This is a genomic window from Paenibacillus pasadenensis (assembly GCF_002864175.1).
Lineage (GTDB): Bacteria > Bacillota > Bacilli > Paenibacillales > Paenibacillaceae > Paenibacillus_O > Paenibacillus_O pasadenensis.
Window position 1 is genome coordinate 80,274 of the sequence record NZ_NFEZ01000001.1, and the last position, 15,907, is coordinate 96,180.

A 15,907-nucleotide genomic window follows, 5' to 3' on the forward strand; every position below is an offset into this window, starting at 1 on the left:
TGCACCAAGAAGTCGACAAGACGTTGGACAGACATCTCAGCAAGCTCTTCGATCGATTCGAACTCCTGGCTATTTTGAATCGGATTTCGGGATAAGAGGGCTACGGGACAGTTTCTACTATCCGGGCTTACGATGATTATCGTGTCGTCGTGGCTGGACCAGCTTGGGATTGCCATGGGACTTTGGCATTATCACTGGGAAGTCATACCATTCATGCCCGCTAATTTTCCATGGAATTTTTCACTTCTTCCCGTCACGGTTATGTTCTTACACCAGTACAAGTCTGGCATACATCCGTTGTTCAAAGCTCTCCTATTTGGGGGATTTTCCGCTTTTGTGGCCGAGCCGGTCTCACAAATGGCCGATTTATACCACCCCGTTCACTGGAAACATACATATTCGTTTCCTATCTATGTGGGGCTATATCTGCTGGCTTCGAGCATCGCCAAGCGGGGCGTTGATTGCACAGATTCATCCTCGGTAGATAAATAAAGGCCAAAACCATAAGTTTACCGATTCCAAAAATCATGCCCAGATTCATGAGCTGCATATTTACCATGTCATTGTTAAAGACTCAAGTTTGTTAATTGATGATCTACCGGACCACTATCGATTCTCGTCATAACGGCTGACAACGAGTTCCTTTTGGAATAAGCATTTTTTTTAAGCATAGAATTTAATGATTCTATACTATACCAGGACATGGGTGAAATATGAAGAAAAATACAAGTATGATAATACAAATCGCCGCAACATATTCGGGAACCGTGGTGGGAGCCGGATTTGCTTCAGGACAGTCGATTATGCAGTTTTTCACGGTATACGGAGCCTATGGGGTATTAGGCATTTTATGCAGCACCTTTCTTTTTGTGTGGATCGGCACTAAAATGATGATTCTAGCTCACCATATCAAAGCATTTTCATATCAGGAGTTTAATGTTTATCTGTTTGGCAAGATTTTCGGCAAAGTCGCAAATGCCTTGACTTTAATTATTCTATTTGGGGTAACGGCCGTGATGCTTTCAGGAACCGGTACCATTTTCGAAGAACAACTCCGTCTACCCTATCAACTGGGTATTATCATCAGCATCGTTTTGTGTTATCTGGTGATGACGAAGGAAATCAGCGGAATTATGTTCGTAAACTCGTTAGTTGTTCCCATGATGCTTTTTTTCACTTTTCTCCTTGTCGTAAAGGTTGTCAATGTAGACAATATTTTTGAGACTGTCGGTTGGCAGAACCAACAACTGTACAATTTGAAGTGGTTCGTGAGTCCGTTTGTGTATGCAGGATTGAATTTTGCTTTTATTCTAGCCGTTATGGTTCCTCTGGGGAGTGAGGTGGATGACGAAAGCGCATTAAAATGGGGAGGGTTTTGGGGAGGCATTGGTCTTGGTTTTATGCTTCTTGTCAGCCATTTTGCAATGAGCTCAAAGATGCCCGAGATTCTTCAATACGATATTCCGATGGCCGAGATTATTCGAGATTTCGGGCGGTATTTTCATGTATTGTTTTTGCTCGTAATCTATGGAGAAATATTCACCACATTGATAGGCAATGTATTCGGAATTTCTCGTCAAATCCAAAGTCTTTATAATCTTCCTAAAAGTTGGTTGGTTCTTGGCATATTACTTGCTAGTTTTTTGATTAGTCAAGCCGGGTTCACCTCCTTACTTGCTTATCTTTATCCGCTATTTGGGTATATGGGTTTGATACTTCTTATTTTTTTAGCAGTTCAACGGATGCCCAGGGACTAAGTCTCCATATTTTTATAAGTTGATTTCGGCACGAAATCTAACTATTAGCTCTTCTATCATGACTAATTTTAAAAAGTTCCTGCAACAAATGCCGGACTCCGATATAGAGTATTCCTCGCCATCTAATTCCTGAAACTTGCCGATGATCTTTAAAGTCACATCCGTTATAAAGAAGATGGTAATTTTTCTACTATCGGAAGTAAGGCACAAGATTCCAAAGACTTCTTGTACCTAAATGGCATTCATTTCATTCAAGGCAATGAACTCAGTACTCAACTCTGCGAACCGATTTCAACCTCTAATGTAAATTCGTATTGGTACAAGCGTTCGTGCATCTTTAGTATGAATGTTCTTACCAGTCTTTGTTGATTCCGCACCGCAATATTCCAAATGGGCGTCGAATACTGCTTGCAGTTCGTTTTCAGGTTTACCTACTTATTCAGTATGGGTGTCGCGCCAAAAGCGACATTCGAACCTTTAATCCGGTATATTCATCCCCGATATTGATGCCTCCAGTAAAAGCTTCCTGACCATCGAATACAACAATCTTACAATGATTTCGGCAACTCCAATAGGACAGCGCCCAAGGGAAGCGAATGGGGAAAAAAGATCGGCATTCAATTCCAACCTTCATCATTTGGCGGCCGTAGCCATGGGCGTGCGTTGGGCCTAGGGGGAACTTGGATACTGTCAGCTTTAGCAGTGGCGATGGGGGCGGCAGTGTTTAGGTTTATCCAAGGTTAGCTGTCTAAACAATAGAATAGTGGCGAAAAGAGATCAAACCCTACTCAACTTGTAGGGTTTGATCTCTTTTCTAATCTGTTCACCGATGAAAACAGACAAGCCATGTCCTCAATATTCATGGTTTGTCTGTTTTTCTTAAAACCCCTTATATTGAGGCTCTTCATTTTCCAACTGTTGTACGCGGCTTTCTACTTGCTGCACGATTTGTTGGGTTTGTTGGGCCGCATTCGTAAAGAGCGATTTTGCTTCTTGATTTTGTGTTTCCAAAGCAAATTGTTCCAGACTCGCCTGAGCACTTTTTAAAGATGCTACGCACGTTTTCACTTGAGAAGCAACTGTCACGGAATGTCACCTCCTTTACCTTAGGATAGGATAATGTTTCACGGGTAATAGGAATAGATGCTTGCATTCTCCCAATACCGAAATTATTATTTCCGTCTCGCAACAAAAGCATACGTTAGAAAAATTTTCAGATGGAAATGCATGAAAATAATGGAATAGGGACATATTAACCTTTGTCGATTAATGTGATTGGAAAGGAATGGTGATATTATGCCGGATTGGGTAGAAATCGCTTTGCGAACGTTATTGGCTATGGGGGTTCTTTTTGTCCTAACGAAGATATTGGGTAAACGACAGGTATCACAGCTTTCATTGTTTGAGTATATCACCGGAATCACGATCGGCAACCTTGCAGCTTACGTTTCGTTGGATCTGGAGTCCACTTGGTATCTGGGCTTGGTTTCGATGACTGTTTGGACCGTTGTTTCTTTAGGGATTGAACTTTTACAGCTGAAAAGCAAAACGGCAAGAGACCTATTCGACGGCAAAGCAACAGTGCTCATTAAGGACGGCAAGATCATGGAGGATAACCTAAAAAAAGAAAGGATTACCACGGATGAACTTATGGAACAGCTTCGAATAAAGAATGTGTTCAAAGCTGCCGATGTTGAATTCGCCATCATGGAGTCAAGCGGTGACGTTAGCGTTCTTTTAACCAAGGAAAATCAACCGTTAACGCCTAAACACCTGGGAATAAATGTCGGGCCAGAACAAGAACCTCAATCGGTCATTATGGATGGAAAAATAATGGACGAACCGCTTGCCACGATAGGTCTAAACAGGAAATGGCTGGATACGGAACTGGAGAAATTAGGTGTTTCGATTGATAACGTATTTCTTGGACAGGTGGATTCCTATGGCCAGCTATACGTTGATTTATTTGATGATCAGATCAAAGTACCGAAACCCCAGAAAAAAGCCGCGTTGCTTGCAACATTGAAAAAGTGTGAAGCGGATCTCGAAATGTTTGGCTTATCTACCAAAGAACAAAATACAAAGCAGATGTACGAGCAATGTTCAAAAGCGTTAGAAGAGATTATTGGTGAAGTGAAACCATTGCTGATTCGTTAACTATACGCCAGCTGAAAAAATACGAGGAGAATGTTCATGGCTAATAATATAAAGAAAAATTTAACGCGGGTACAACAGGAATATAAAGAATTGGCGCAAAGCGTCGAACCTCCGAGGCCCATACTCAAAAACTTCATTCGTGCGTTTATAGCTGGCGGGGCCATTTGTTTGGTTGGACAAGCCATCCAGGAAATGTTTGTGCATTGGGGCGGCTTTGATGAGAAAAAAGCTGGAGACCCTACCGTGGCGGTTATGATACTCCTTTCTGTCATTCTGACCAGCATGGGGGTGTACGATAAGTTTGCCCAATGGGCTGGTGCAGGTTCCGCAGTGCCTGTGACGGGATTTGCGAATTCGATGGCATCCGCTGCGATTGAACATCAGAGTGAAGGTATGGTGCTCGGTGTTGGCGGTAAAATGTTTAAACTGGCTGGACCGGTTATTGTATTTGGTACAGTCGCCGCCTTTGCGGTAGGAATTGTACATTTGCTGATCAAAGGCGGGGGAGGCTCTTAATATGTTAAAGGGACACCAGAGTTGGCTATTTGAGAACAAGCCGTTCATCCGATCAACAGCAACGGTAGTGGGTCCATTTGAAGGAAGAGGCCCGCTGGCCAAAGATTTTGACATTGTCCATGGAGAATCCATGATAGGACAAAAGAGCTGGGAGAAAGCAGAAAAGGTATTGATTGAAGAAGCAGCAAAACTGGCTATTGAAAATGCGGGGTTGAGAAAGGAACAAGTACAGTTTTACATAGGCGGGGATTTGATGAATCAAATCATTAGCAGCAGTTTTGCCGCGCGAACATTATCGATCCCTTACCTCGGTGTGTTTGGCGCTTGTTCAACCTCGATGGAAAGTCTGGCATTAGCAGCTAACCTTGTAAATTCCGGTTCGGCGAAATTTGTGTTGGCGGGGACATGCAGCCATGATTCCAGTGCGGAGAAACAGTTCCGATATCCGACCGAGTACGGTTCGCAAAAACCGCCAACCGCTCAATATACGGTAACCGGGGCCGGTGCTGCCATCGTATCCATGGAAGGTGACGGACCGGTTGTTACATCTGCCACCATTGGCCGGGTTATCGATATGGGCATTAAAGATCCGTTTAATATGGGCGCAGCGATGGCTCCTGCAGCGGTAGACACCATTGAGGCGCATGTTCGAGATTTGGGAATTGAACCGGGTTATTACGATTTGATCGTTACCGGCGATCTTGCGAAAGTCGGATATGAAATCGCCTGTAAATTGTTTAAGAAACATAACTTTCCCATCGAACAAACCGAATATTCCGATTGCGGGATGATGATTTACGATTATGAAACCCAAATGGTTCAAGCCGGAGCAAGCGGCTGCGGTTGTTCGGCAGTTGTTACCTATGGACATTTGCTAAATCGGATGCGAAGAGGTGAACTGAAACGAATCCTCGTTGTCGCTACGGGGGCGCTGCTATCCCCGATTTCATTTCAACAAGGGGAAAGCATTCCTTGTATCGCTCATGCCGTATCCATAGAGGCAGGGAGGGAGATATTATGATTTTTCTTTGGGCTTTTTTGGTGGGAGGTGCAATCTGTGTTTTCGGACAATTTTGTTTTGATGTCTTGAAACTTACACCGGCCCACACCATGACCCTGCTTGTTGTATTGGGCGCGATTGTCGACGGAATTGGATGGTATGATCCGCTGATTGAATTTGCCGGGGCAGGAGCATCGGTCCCGATTACAAGCTTTGGTAACGCGCTTGTCCATGGTGCGCTTCAAGAACTAAAGAGCAATGGCTGGATTGGGATCATCACCGGAATTTTCGAAGTGACCAGTGCCGGAATATCCGCAGCGATTATTTTTTCGTTTCTCGCTGCATTGTTCGTAAAACCCAAAGGATAATACGGGGCCCAATCCGAATTTCGTTGGCTAAAATACACTGTAACGGTCGGTCAGGGCGATCCCTAACCGGCCGGTTTTGATTATGAGAAACATTTACTTGTTCCAATCTGTACGGAATGTCCCCATCGATAATCTCAAAGGTTACGTTGACCAAGCTATAAAAGCCATATACTGTCAGACGCTATTTATTTCGGTTCCTATATTCTCCATCACTTCTTTGGTTCGCTCCATTAAACTCGGCTCGGTTGGAACATTTTCACTTGCCTTTCCATCCAAGATTATTGGAGATTTGTTACTTGTCGTTTTGATTCGCTGTTTAAATTGTGATTTAAGTTCGCTTTTTTCCATACTTTCTCCTTTTCATTCGCCATTTTCAGAATATGCAACTGATATTATTCCGATTTTCATATCCTTTATGCATCATAGGAGTCAGGTCCCCCAAAGGCTGTGTTTCCGCCTGCATATAGACAACCAACCCGATAAAATGACCGGAAACCGGGCGGAATTCTATGCGCCTGCCATAGAATAATGCTGTAAGTTCAACTTTACCTAACCCAAGGAGGAATGTTTTCAAATGCAGTTTACTAAACAGGCAATGCCCATGTTTACGCATGACCACGCCGCTTATGTCAGGCAAATGTACGACTGGCACATGAAAATGGCTCAATATCACGACCAATTGCGTGCCTTTCATCTGGAAAGAGCAAAACAATTTCAAAAGCTGGCCGAAGAAAGAGCGAAAACGTTAGAAATATCCAGCGATACCAGCGCCGCTTAAAGGCGAACCGACATGGAGCGATGTGATGAATTGGCAGCATTCCGAATCAAAATCTGGGACCGTTATGTAACCCTTCGTTCCCAATATGGAACCCGGATGCCCTTGTCTTTCGATCAGTTCTGGTACGACTTTCTGGCCAGACACATGATATCCGACAGCGGAGTCGAGCAAGTGTATGAGGACTTCTGCAACAACTGGGAGAATCAGTGTTTGCGAAATGTTCACGATTCAAGCCACCGGTGGGAAGGAGGCCACTGAAAAAGACACGTTTTTCTGTGATGCATCGATTTTTAAGTTTGATGTTGCAGAAAAATAAGGAAAAGTCCGTTTAAAGCCGTCTCACAGGCTAAAAACGGACTTTTTGCATCGCAGAACGAAGGCGAGGGGACTTTTTTCAGTGGCCTCGCAGGAAGCCCGTGGTTTTTTCACGAACCGACTCATCATCGCAGGACTGCCAACAGCCCGGAACTGCGAGGTATGTTTTTTGTCATATCGGGAAAAATAATATATGGACTAAACGCGAAAGGGGGGAGCCGATGCGTTGGATCGGCTGGTTTAAAAAGCAAGACAAAAGCGATACGCCAAAAGAAGCCGACACTCAACCTCCCGCAGGCAACTTGTCTCCGCAGCACGTGCAGCAATTGTTTCACGATATTCACGATGCACAGGTGCATGAGTTGGATGCGGGAGGGCGGAAAGTCAAGCTGTTTTACATCCGTTCCTTTGTGGATCAAAAACAGGTCGAAAGCGACATCGCGCTTCCCCTTTTGCACGCCCCGGACAAACAAGCAGGACAAAAGGTGATTTCCGAAGATCGGGTGGACGTAACGACGTTGCAGCAAGCCGAAGAGCTCATCCTGCAGGGAGGAATTCTTGTTTTTGATGAAACCGGGAACGTTTGCGCAATCAAAAAGCAGAATCAGCTCGGCCGCGCCATCGAGTCTTCCGAGCAGGAATCGATTGTTTACGGTCCCAAAGACAGCCTGAACGAGCGGCTTGACAAAAACTTGACCTTAATCCGTCGCCGGCTGCCCGTAGCAAGCCTAAAGTCAAAGAAATGGACCGCCGGATCGTTAAGCAAAACTTCTGTTGTGCTGCTGTACATGGAAGGTATTGTCAATCCGGAACTGGTGCGGATCGCAGATATGAAGACGAAACAAATTGATTTCGATGTGCTTCTCGATTCTTCCCATATCTCCGCTTTGATGGAGGACCACGTCAACAGCGTTTTTCCGCAATTTCAACAGACGGACCGTCCGGATGTGCTGGCCGCGGCGCTGGCCAGCGGCAAAGTGGTCTGGCTGGTGGACAACACGCCGTTTGCGCTTGTAGCGCCCATTACGTTCTTTGATCTGTTTCAGTCCCCGGAGGACTATATTCACCGATGGATGGTGGGCAGCTTCCTGCGGGGGCTTCGTTTTGTCGCGTTCGTGGCTGCACTGTTTTTGACCCCGGCTTACGTGGCGGTGACGGTTCACCATTATCAGATGGTTCCGCTGGAGATGCTGTTTGTCCTCATGCAATCCCGCAGTGAAATTCCGTATCCTCCGTTCTGGGAAGCGCTGCTCATGCTGCTGACGCTGGAGATATTAAAGGAAGCCAGTTTGCGCATGCCAACCAAATCCGGCCAAACGCTCGGCGTCGTGGGCGGTATTGTCATCGGTCAAGCGGCCGTGGAAGCAGGAATCGCTAACAATGTGATGGTCATTGTGATCGCCATCTCCGCCATCGCCTCGTTTCTCGTTCCCAACTATTTGATGACGAACGCGAGCAAACTGCTCCAATTTTTCCTGCTCGTTCTGGCGGCATGGCTTGGCATGTGGGGCATCGGGTTCGGTTTGCTCTGGCTGTGCATCCACCTGCATGGGCTGACTTCGCTCGGGCAGCCGTATTTGTCCCCGCTAAGCCCGTTTTTTGCAAGCGACTGGAAAGATACGGTGTTTCGTGCTCCGCTGTCCAGGATGCGCACAAGGCCGGCTTATTTGAAGCCGCTGCAGCGGATGCGCGTTACCGGGAGGAAACCGTGATGGCTTCTCGTGTAGGTTCGGCCGGTTTGTTTTCGATTTCAGCGCCCTTCGGTTTCTTGTCCCTCGCCTTCTGGGCGAACCGGATGCAAACGTTATATTATCTTTTATATTTGCCCAGTGTGCTTGCGGAGCCGGTTATGATCGGCCTCATCCTGCTGGCGGCGGGATGCTCGCACCTCAACATTTTGATGATTGCCCGCTGTTTTGCATGGAAAGAAACGCCCGGCGGTTATCTCGGCATCGTCCGCACGTTGGGAACGGCGGTGTCTTTCCTGTTTTTGCTTGCGGGGCTGTTCGCTGTTTTGATGAAAGGCATCGTGCTGATGATGGGTTATGTCGATATTGTGCACCATATTTTGTTTCCCGCCTTACATGCTACGTTGTTTGGCATCCTGCTATTGTGTGCTTGCGTATACCTGGCTCGATTGGGCATGGAGAAGACCGTTCGTTTTGCGATCGTTGCGTTTGTCGGCACGATATGGGTTACCTTCCTGTACGTGCCGTTTGCGTTTCCGCCGGCTGCCGAATACCGCCATCTGCTCCCTCTTCTTCCGGAGCACATGCCCAAGGGAGATTGGCAAACCTTTCTTACGATATGGGCGGCGTTCTCCGGTCCCGAATATATGCTGGCATTGCCGAAAGAGGCGGTAGACGCGAAGAAATTGAAAACGGCTCTGATTTCCGCCAATGCATTTACCGCATTCGAATACATATTCTTTTTTGTCATTTGCCTGACGTTTTACGGATCTGATTATTTGCAGCGGCAAGACTTGCCGATCGTCGATCTGATCCGGTATATTCAGCTTCCTTTCGCCGAACGGCTGGAAATGATTCTGATTCCAGCCTACGCCATTTCCGTCGTTTACGTCGTCGCCATCCTTCTATTGTATGCGGCGGGAGCAATCCAATGTCTTGCGCGCAGTCGTCTTTCAGCAGGAAGAGCGCCGTTTTGGTTGGCGTTTTTGATGATGCTTCTGCTGACATGGATGGCCGGTCGCTGGATATGGCCGGATGAATGGAAAGCCAAGGAGTGGATCACCTGGCTTTCATGGCTGGATGCCAGCACCTATACCGTTTTGCCTTTTGGCTTCTTCCTCTTGGGATGGATCATGATTCGCAGGAAATGGAGGGATCGACATGCCGGCGGCTCGTCATAAACCGCTTCTTCTATTACTGTCGTTGCTTGTTCTCGGCGGTTGCTCGTTTGTCGATAAAACCAATACCATTGAGGAAATATCGCCGGTTGTATTGCTTTATCTGGATGAAGGGAACGACGGATCCGTAAAGCTGTCTACCATCATTCCCCCGCTGAAGAAAGAGAAAAAGAGCGTGATTACCACGTCCTCCAATACGTTAATCGAAGGAAGATACTTACGAAACTTGAAGTATTACCGGGAAACGAAAGGGGGGCAGATCCGAATGATTTTTTTCTCCGAAGCCATGGCTAACCGGGGGCTGACGTCTCTGCTCGATACGTTACTGCGTGATCCCGAAATTTCCAGCCGCGTGTTTCTCTCTGTTGTGCGTGGCGATATGATCGGATATTTGAACAGGCAGCTGCAGAGCGGGCAGGAGGAAATCGACTTGTATCTGTACAAAATGTTTGCGCACTACGAAAAGCAAGGGCAATTGACGACAAGCAACGTGCATGAATTCCTGGCCAGGATGTACAACCCTTATGCCGATCCGGTTCTTCCCTATTACGCCGTCGCGAACAATGAACTTCGTTATTCCGGGACGGCGCTGTTCCGCGGGGATAAGATGGTCGGGACGGTTTCGCTGCCCGATGACGTCTTTTTCCAAATGCTGCATGAAAAGAGAGGCGTTCAAAAGACGGTGCCGCTGCCAGCGGCGGATGTCGTGCTCGGCAGTATCAAAACCGAGCGGCAAATTCGTTTCACCGATTCGTTCCGGAGAGTCTATGTTGATGTGATGCTTAAAGGACGAGTGGAAGAAGTCCCCGCCGGACAGAAGACGGACAGCCCACGGGAATTGCAGGAGTTCGAGCGTTCGCTTGAACGGAGAATCCAGGAGAAGCTGGAGAAAGTTATCGATCGAACGCAGTCGTTATGTGTCGACCCGTTCGGGCTGGGCATGTACACGGTAGGATGGAAGGAACGGTCATTCACCCGTGAGCAGTGGAACAAACGATGGCCGGATATGGACGTAACGATTCATGCTTCGCTGAAGTTGGAGCATACCGGGATGCTCGATTCGCATGCGGACCGGCGATGAAGACGCAGCTCGCGCGCCCTGTGTCACTCGCCAATGATCGCGACTTCATGACATGGAACGTTTGAAGCCGCGTACAAAAGCGCTCACATTCCCCAAACAGCAAGTCCCCTGCGGATTGTAGATCTCGCATGCGCAGCGACCAGCCTGTAGCTGAGTTTTGATCCGGTAGGGACACGCATAGGTGGGATCAAAGCGGAACTTTCACGATGCGGATTGCTTCTTGGCGGAATAGGATGATTCGTTTCTGGACAAATTAAATGCTGTTTGCATAAATCTGGAAAGGCGGATGCCTGCATGTCACCAACATTCAGTACAAGCGTTGAAAACCGGACTATATCCGGCCCAAGACAACCGAATCGATGCAAAAATTGCATCTGGGGCAACTGGGATGGACTGAAACAATCCCGATGACGATACTGTCCATCTTCTTTTACTTGATCCTGTTCGGTTATCTGTAAAGAATTCATGCCCCGTGACTGGCATTTTTGCCGAGGACGCATATAATGACGTGATCCAACTTTGAGGAGTGATGAATCATGTCCGTTGCGGTTCAAACAAGTACAAAGAGTGTACCTCCCTTTTCCATTTGGGGAGTTCATGCATCGGTGGCCGGAAGACCGGTTGTGTGGGGCAAACTCGTGATGCGTGTTTTGCCGGACCAACGAATTCAAGGCACCATCCAATTTCGCGGAACACCGATTCCGATTGAAGGAAGCTGGAATGAAAGCACGCAGCAGATCGTGTTTCATTCCCCCTACGCCGCCTACTCCGGCCACTTATCCATCTATGACGATGTCCAGATTCAACTTCGGCATCTGGTCCTCACCGGACGCCTCCAGATGCTCCCCCCTTCGTTACAGGCGGGCGAATATGGAACCTGGGTAGCGACAACAGATATAAGTTTGCCGGGGTATAGCGGCTATGTCCCGCCCCAACCGTCTTCCACTTCGCTGCCGCCGGTCGGCGTATTTGTCACGTCGAATATACTGTATGGAAGCTCGCGGTTATAAAGCAGGCACATATCCGTCATTGTCCCCAAATATGGCCTTGACGGATAATAAATGACCGGTGCCGGGTTCTGTGCAGGGTATGGAAATGAAATCGCTGGTGCATCGTCTTGTCAACAGAAGAGCAAATGATGGGTATCCAGATAACGGAAAGGGGTGGCATCGGTGGACGAAAATCAGATTCATCATGCAATCGAACAAGCCTATCAATTGATTGTTGAAGCACACCGCAACATGACTGACATTTGGCGCACTCACGTACTGTTTACGCGGCAATGGTGGTTGGGAGTAGGTTTATCGATATGCCCCTGGCTATTTTGGATCGGATTCCGGGACAAGAGAGCTACGGGACAGTGATGATTATCGTGTCATCGTGGCTGGACCAGCTCGGGATTGCCATTGGACTCTGGCATTATCACTGGGAAGTCATACCGTTCATGCCGGCCAATTTTCCATGGAATTTTTCACTTCTTCCCGTCACGGTTATGTTCTTACACCAGTATAAGTCTGGCATACATCCGTTGTTCAAAGCTCTCCTATTTGGGGGATTTTCCGCTTTTGTGGCCGAGCCGATCTCACAAATGGCCGATTTATACCACCCCGTTCACTGGAAACATATATATTCGTTTCCTATCTATGTTGGGCTGTACCTGCTGGCTTCAAGCATTGCCAAGAAGGGCATAGATTGCGGTAAGTCTTTTCAGGAAGACTCTAACCCCTGACAATCGCCGATCATCAAATTTTACCATTCATTAATTTTCTGACGGGTTGACATATTACATATGGATGCCATTTCAGGAGGTGATCAACATGACGGTAGCTTCTCAATTGAAAACAGCTGTAGCTTCATTAAAAAGCGCGCAGGCGAGTTTTGAACAATTTGCGTTAAATACACAAAACCAGCAGGCCAAAACCACGTTCACAAATGCAGCGCAACAGACACAAAACATCATTGACCAGGTCATTCCACGGTTACAACAAATTGAACAGGAAGAACCGCAGTATAAAGGGTTCTAAAAAAGGCCATGCCGATCTCTTCTCGGCATGGCTGCCCCTTTATTCCATCGTAGATGACTTGATTGGGAGGCTGATTTTCTTGGCATGGATAGCAGGATTATGGCTAGTAAATACGGCACTGTTGATCATTATTGCGGTTCGGGAGGTGCGCCGCCCCGCCAAAGCGTTGACTTGGATATCAGTCGGACTTTTATTACCGATTATCGGATTCGTTTGTTACCTGTTCGTCACGAATCCTGTGCAAATGCGGCGGGACAAGCTCGTTTCTTCGCACAATAACCCGATAGCGTTGCCTCCAGCATGCGGTCACTCCGCTTTTGTTATCGCCCGGGCTTTGCAACCTTTGTCTGTCAGTGGCCTTCGAACCGGTTCCGTCCAAATCCTCACGAACGGGATGGAAACCTACGGAAAACTCCTTCAATCAATTCAGGCCGCACAAAAGACAATCGATCTTGAATATTACATATACCGGAATGACCATATCGGTAAACGTATCACAGATGTGCTGATTGACCGGGCTTTATCCGGTGTGAAAATTCGTTTTATAAGGGATGGCTGGGGAAGTCGGTCGTTTCCCAAACATGCGGTTCGCCGGATGATGGAAGCAGGCATTGAATGCAGGACTATTTTTCCTATGCGATTCCCCTGGGTACTATCCAACTTGACATACCGGGATCACTGCAAGATCGTCATCGTCGACGGAAAGGAAGCTTTCATGGGAGGAATCAACGTTGGGGACGAGTATACCGGAATGAAGCCGGATGTCGGTTTTTGGCGCGACACTCATATGCGGTTAACCGGCGAAACAGCGGATGATGTGAAAGCCGTTTTTGAGGCTCACTGGAAAATGGCGTCACCGGACATGCTCCATTCAACGGGAAAGGCAAAATTTATCCCTGAATTGGCTCAACTTTCAGACGATAAAGCCATTCATCCCTTTCCATCCGGCAAAACGGAACGATCCGGATACGGATGGGAATGGGGATCGGAGCTGGGAACGATGGAGAGCACCCAAACTGGAAAAGCTTCCCCATCCGAGGATTCGCATAGCGTCTATATACAGATATTTGAAGGCAATCCCGGGCTGCCTACCCCGGTCATTCGGGAAATGCATTTCATCTGCCTGACGCAGGCGACCCGAACCATCGACGTGACCAACCCTTATTTTATACCCGATGCGGATATCATGATGGCCATCAAAACAGCCGCGGCGCGTGGCGTTCGAGTGAGATTACTGGTGCCGCGCCAAGTGATTCCTAAAGTTGCAGGAGCTGCAAGCCGTACGTATTATGGCGAACTCGTGGAAGCAGGGATCGATGTGTTTCAGTACAACAAAGGGGTGCTGCACGCGAAAGTCATGATTATCGATGGCGAGATTGCCGAAGTGGGTTCTTCCAACTACGATCTCCGTAGTTACCGTTTAAACTACGAAGTGTGTGCAGTGCTGTATAATTCCGATGTGGCTCGGGTGCTTACGGAACAATTCGAACGGGATCTCACCGAGGCTACTCCATATCGTTTGGAAGATCATATGCATCGTACCTCTTCCGAGCGCATGCTTGATCAAGCAGCGCGTTTGTTATCTCCTTTGTTATAAATCTCAAAAATTACATGGAATTGAATCGAAGTCCAATTACACATGTATATGGCGAAAGGGGAGAAGGCGCCTCCAACGAATACAAGTAATATCGAATTTGGGCAACAGTCTATGGTGCAAATATCACGCCCGGCATATAGTGTAGAAAAAAAGGAGCTGCATCATAGATGATCATGATGAAACCGATTGAAGTTGAAGGTCATCAGGTTATAAGTATCGAGGTCGCCCTGCCCAAAACAACACTTCTGGCCATCACAACCGATCACGGATATATCATGTGCGGAGCGCTTGATATTCGTTTGTTAAATGAGAAATTAAACGATCGCCGCATTGTGGCAGGACGCGCAACCGGGGTACGAACAATAGAGCAATTGCTGGATGCCCCACTCGATATGGTGACCACAGAGGCGGAATTACGCGGAATTTGCCCTGGGATGAAAGGAGCAGATGCGCTTTTAAAGATGGTAAACGAGGTTAGTTAATTTTAAATCCATACTTAAGGAAAGTAGGGGGATTTTTTGTTAACGGGTCTGCATATTGTTTTCCTTGGAGGCGATGCCCGACATCTTGAAATCATTCGGTCATTCACAGACCTGGATGCAAATGTTGTGGTAATCGGTTATGAAGATTTGCAAGAACAACTTCTTGAAGTTCAGCATTCCAAGCTTACGAGGGAGGTGCTTCGCAATGCTGATGTATTGATATTACCGGTTGTCGGTACAGACGACCATGGCAGAGTAGAGTCTTCATTTTCATCTGAAACGTTATTGCTGAACAAGGAATATATGTCTTCCTTGCCGAAACACGCAAAAGTCTGTACTGGCATAGCCAAGTCTTACTTGAGGAACCTTTGCGTAGAACTAGGAATAGATCTGATTGAATTATTCAGCAGGGACGATGTTGCCATATACAATTCCATTCCCACTGCGGAAGGCGCCTTATTGATGGCCATTCAACATACGGACATTACCATACATGGTTCGCGTTGTATGGTGCTGGGTTTGGGGAGAATCGGTCTTACGTTAGCCGGCATGCTTCACCGCCTGGGAGCACACGTCAAAGCGGGGGTTCTGAAACCGGAGCAGTTTGCACGTGCATGGGAGATGGGGATTGAGCCGTTTTATACGAAAGATTTGTACGATGAAGGCGTAAATGTGGATATTATTTTTAACACGGTTCCGGAGCAAATCCTTACTTCTCGTGTGTTGACCCGTATTCCGCATCACGCTATTATTATTGATTTGGCTTCCAAACCAGGTGGGACCGATTTTCGTTTTGCCGAAAAACGTGGAATCAAGGCCTTGTTGGCACCAAGTTTACCGGGATTGGTCGCCCCAAGAACGGCTGGACGTATATTGGCGAGAACGTTATGTCAATTGATCCAGGACGAACGGAGTCAAAATCGAGAGCAAATGGATATACTTGCTTGTCCTTCCGGGATATGAGAT

Annotated in this window: 18 protein-coding genes; 16 read left to right on the forward strand and 2 right to left on the reverse strand. The window is 47.2% G+C overall.

The genetic code is table 11. From position 1 onward, the window contains the following. Positions 1 to 78: 78 nt before the first annotated feature. Entirely contained in the window at positions 79 to 492 is a 414-nt protein-coding gene (locus B8V81_RS25940; RefSeq protein ID WP_280522965.1) for a CBO0543 family protein, read from the forward strand. Between the two features lie 221 nt (positions 493 to 713). After that, positions 714 to 1,757 (forward strand): YkvI family membrane protein, encoded by a 1,044-nt coding sequence (locus B8V81_RS00435; RefSeq protein ID WP_101807371.1) that lies wholly within the window; start codon positions 714 to 716, stop codon positions 1,755 to 1,757. An 879-nt stretch (positions 1,758 to 2,636) separates the two neighbouring features. Here B8V81_RS00435 and B8V81_RS00445 read toward each other — a convergent pair. Beyond that, positions 2,637 to 2,843: a DUF1657 domain-containing protein gene (locus B8V81_RS00445; protein ID WP_007781230.1), complete on the reverse strand. Its 207-nt coding sequence runs from the start codon at positions 2,841 to 2,843 to the stop codon at positions 2,637 to 2,639. Positions 2,844 to 3,053: 210 nt separating this feature from the next. On the opposite strand from B8V81_RS00445, the gene B8V81_RS00450 reads away from it, so the two are divergent. The 4 genes from B8V81_RS00450 to spoVAE are packed head-to-tail and all read left to right on the forward strand — an operon-like array spanning position 3,054 to position 5,798. After that, positions 3,054 to 3,914 carry a DUF421 domain-containing protein gene (locus tag B8V81_RS00450; protein WP_101807373.1) on the forward strand — a complete coding sequence of 287 codons (861 nt, stop codon included), beginning with the start codon at positions 3,054 to 3,056 and terminating at the stop codon, positions 3,912 to 3,914. A 36-nt stretch (positions 3,915 to 3,950) separates the two neighbouring features. Next, positions 3,951 to 4,430 (forward strand): stage V sporulation protein AC, encoded by a 480-nt coding sequence (spoVAC, locus tag B8V81_RS00455; protein WP_005832062.1) that lies wholly within the window; start codon positions 3,951 to 3,953, stop codon positions 4,428 to 4,430. 1 nt (position 4,431) lies between these two features. Next, the gene (spoVAD, locus tag B8V81_RS00460; RefSeq protein WP_101807374.1) at positions 4,432 to 5,451 is read left to right on the forward strand and encodes a stage V sporulation protein AD; all 1,020 of its coding nucleotides are present in this window, start codon (positions 4,432 to 4,434) and stop codon (positions 5,449 to 5,451) included. Beyond that, positions 5,448 to 5,798: a stage V sporulation protein AE gene (gene spoVAE / locus B8V81_RS00465; protein WP_005832063.1), complete on the forward strand. Its 351-nt coding sequence runs from the start codon at positions 5,448 to 5,450 to the stop codon at positions 5,796 to 5,798. Before spoVAD ends, spoVAE begins: the two co-directional genes overlap by 4 nt. A 174-nt stretch (positions 5,799 to 5,972) precedes the next feature. On the opposite strand, the gene B8V81_RS25060 is transcribed toward spoVAE, so the two are convergent. Beyond that, positions 5,973 to 6,146 carry a hypothetical protein gene (locus B8V81_RS25060; RefSeq protein ID WP_153784608.1) on the reverse strand — a complete coding sequence of 58 codons (174 nt, stop codon included), beginning with the start codon at positions 6,144 to 6,146 and terminating at the stop codon, positions 5,973 to 5,975. Positions 6,147 to 6,372: 226 nt separating this feature from the next. On the opposite strand from B8V81_RS25060, the gene B8V81_RS00470 reads away from it, so the two are divergent. From B8V81_RS00470 to dpsA, 10 genes are all read left to right on the forward strand, one after another. Next, positions 6,373 to 6,576 carry a hypothetical protein gene (locus B8V81_RS00470; RefSeq protein ID WP_101807375.1) on the forward strand — a complete coding sequence of 68 codons (204 nt, stop codon included), beginning with the start codon at positions 6,373 to 6,375 and terminating at the stop codon, positions 6,574 to 6,576. Between the two features lie 536 nt (positions 6,577 to 7,112). Beyond that, complete coding sequence (locus tag B8V81_RS00475) at positions 7,113 to 8,603, forward strand: spore germination protein (protein WP_219623296.1); 1,491 nt, start codon at positions 7,113 to 7,115, stop codon at positions 8,601 to 8,603. Further along, positions 8,603 to 9,760: a GerAB/ArcD/ProY family transporter gene (locus B8V81_RS00480; protein WP_101807376.1), complete on the forward strand. Its 1,158-nt coding sequence runs from the start codon at positions 8,603 to 8,605 to the stop codon at positions 9,758 to 9,760. Before B8V81_RS00475 ends, B8V81_RS00480 begins: the two co-directional genes overlap by 1 nt. Beyond that, entirely contained in the window at positions 9,741 to 10,838 is a 1,098-nt protein-coding gene (locus B8V81_RS00485) for a Ger(x)C family spore germination protein (protein WP_101807377.1), read from the forward strand. Before B8V81_RS00480 ends, B8V81_RS00485 begins: the two co-directional genes overlap by 20 nt. Before the next feature lie 536 nt (positions 10,839 to 11,374). Further along, entirely contained in the window at positions 11,375 to 11,848 is a 474-nt protein-coding gene (locus tag B8V81_RS00490; RefSeq protein WP_101807378.1) for a hypothetical protein, read from the forward strand. Positions 11,849 to 12,147: 299 nt separating this feature from the next. Next, on the forward strand, positions 12,148 to 12,567 hold the full coding sequence (locus B8V81_RS00495; protein WP_228551775.1) for a CBO0543 family protein: 420 nt from the start codon (positions 12,148 to 12,150) through the stop codon (positions 12,565 to 12,567). A gap of 88 nt (positions 12,568 to 12,655) precedes the next feature. Next, on the forward strand, positions 12,656 to 12,862 hold the full coding sequence (locus tag B8V81_RS00500; RefSeq protein WP_101807379.1) for a DUF1657 domain-containing protein: 207 nt from the start codon (positions 12,656 to 12,658) through the stop codon (positions 12,860 to 12,862). 79 nt (positions 12,863 to 12,941) lie between these two features. Continuing rightward, the gene (locus B8V81_RS00505; protein ID WP_101807380.1) at positions 12,942 to 14,459 is read left to right on the forward strand and encodes a phospholipase D-like domain-containing protein; all 1,518 of its coding nucleotides are present in this window, start codon (positions 12,942 to 12,944) and stop codon (positions 14,457 to 14,459) included. Between the two features lie 167 nt (positions 14,460 to 14,626). After that, positions 14,627 to 14,941, forward strand: a complete 315-nt coding sequence (locus B8V81_RS00510) for a YunC family protein (protein ID WP_021624005.1) — start codon at positions 14,627 to 14,629, stop codon at positions 14,939 to 14,941. A 36-nt stretch (positions 14,942 to 14,977) separates the two neighbouring features. Beyond that, positions 14,978 to 15,904: a dipicolinate synthase subunit DpsA gene (dpsA, locus tag B8V81_RS00515; RefSeq protein WP_101807381.1), complete on the forward strand. Its 927-nt coding sequence runs from the start codon at positions 14,978 to 14,980 to the stop codon at positions 15,902 to 15,904. Positions 15,905 to 15,907: the final 3 nt, after the last annotated feature.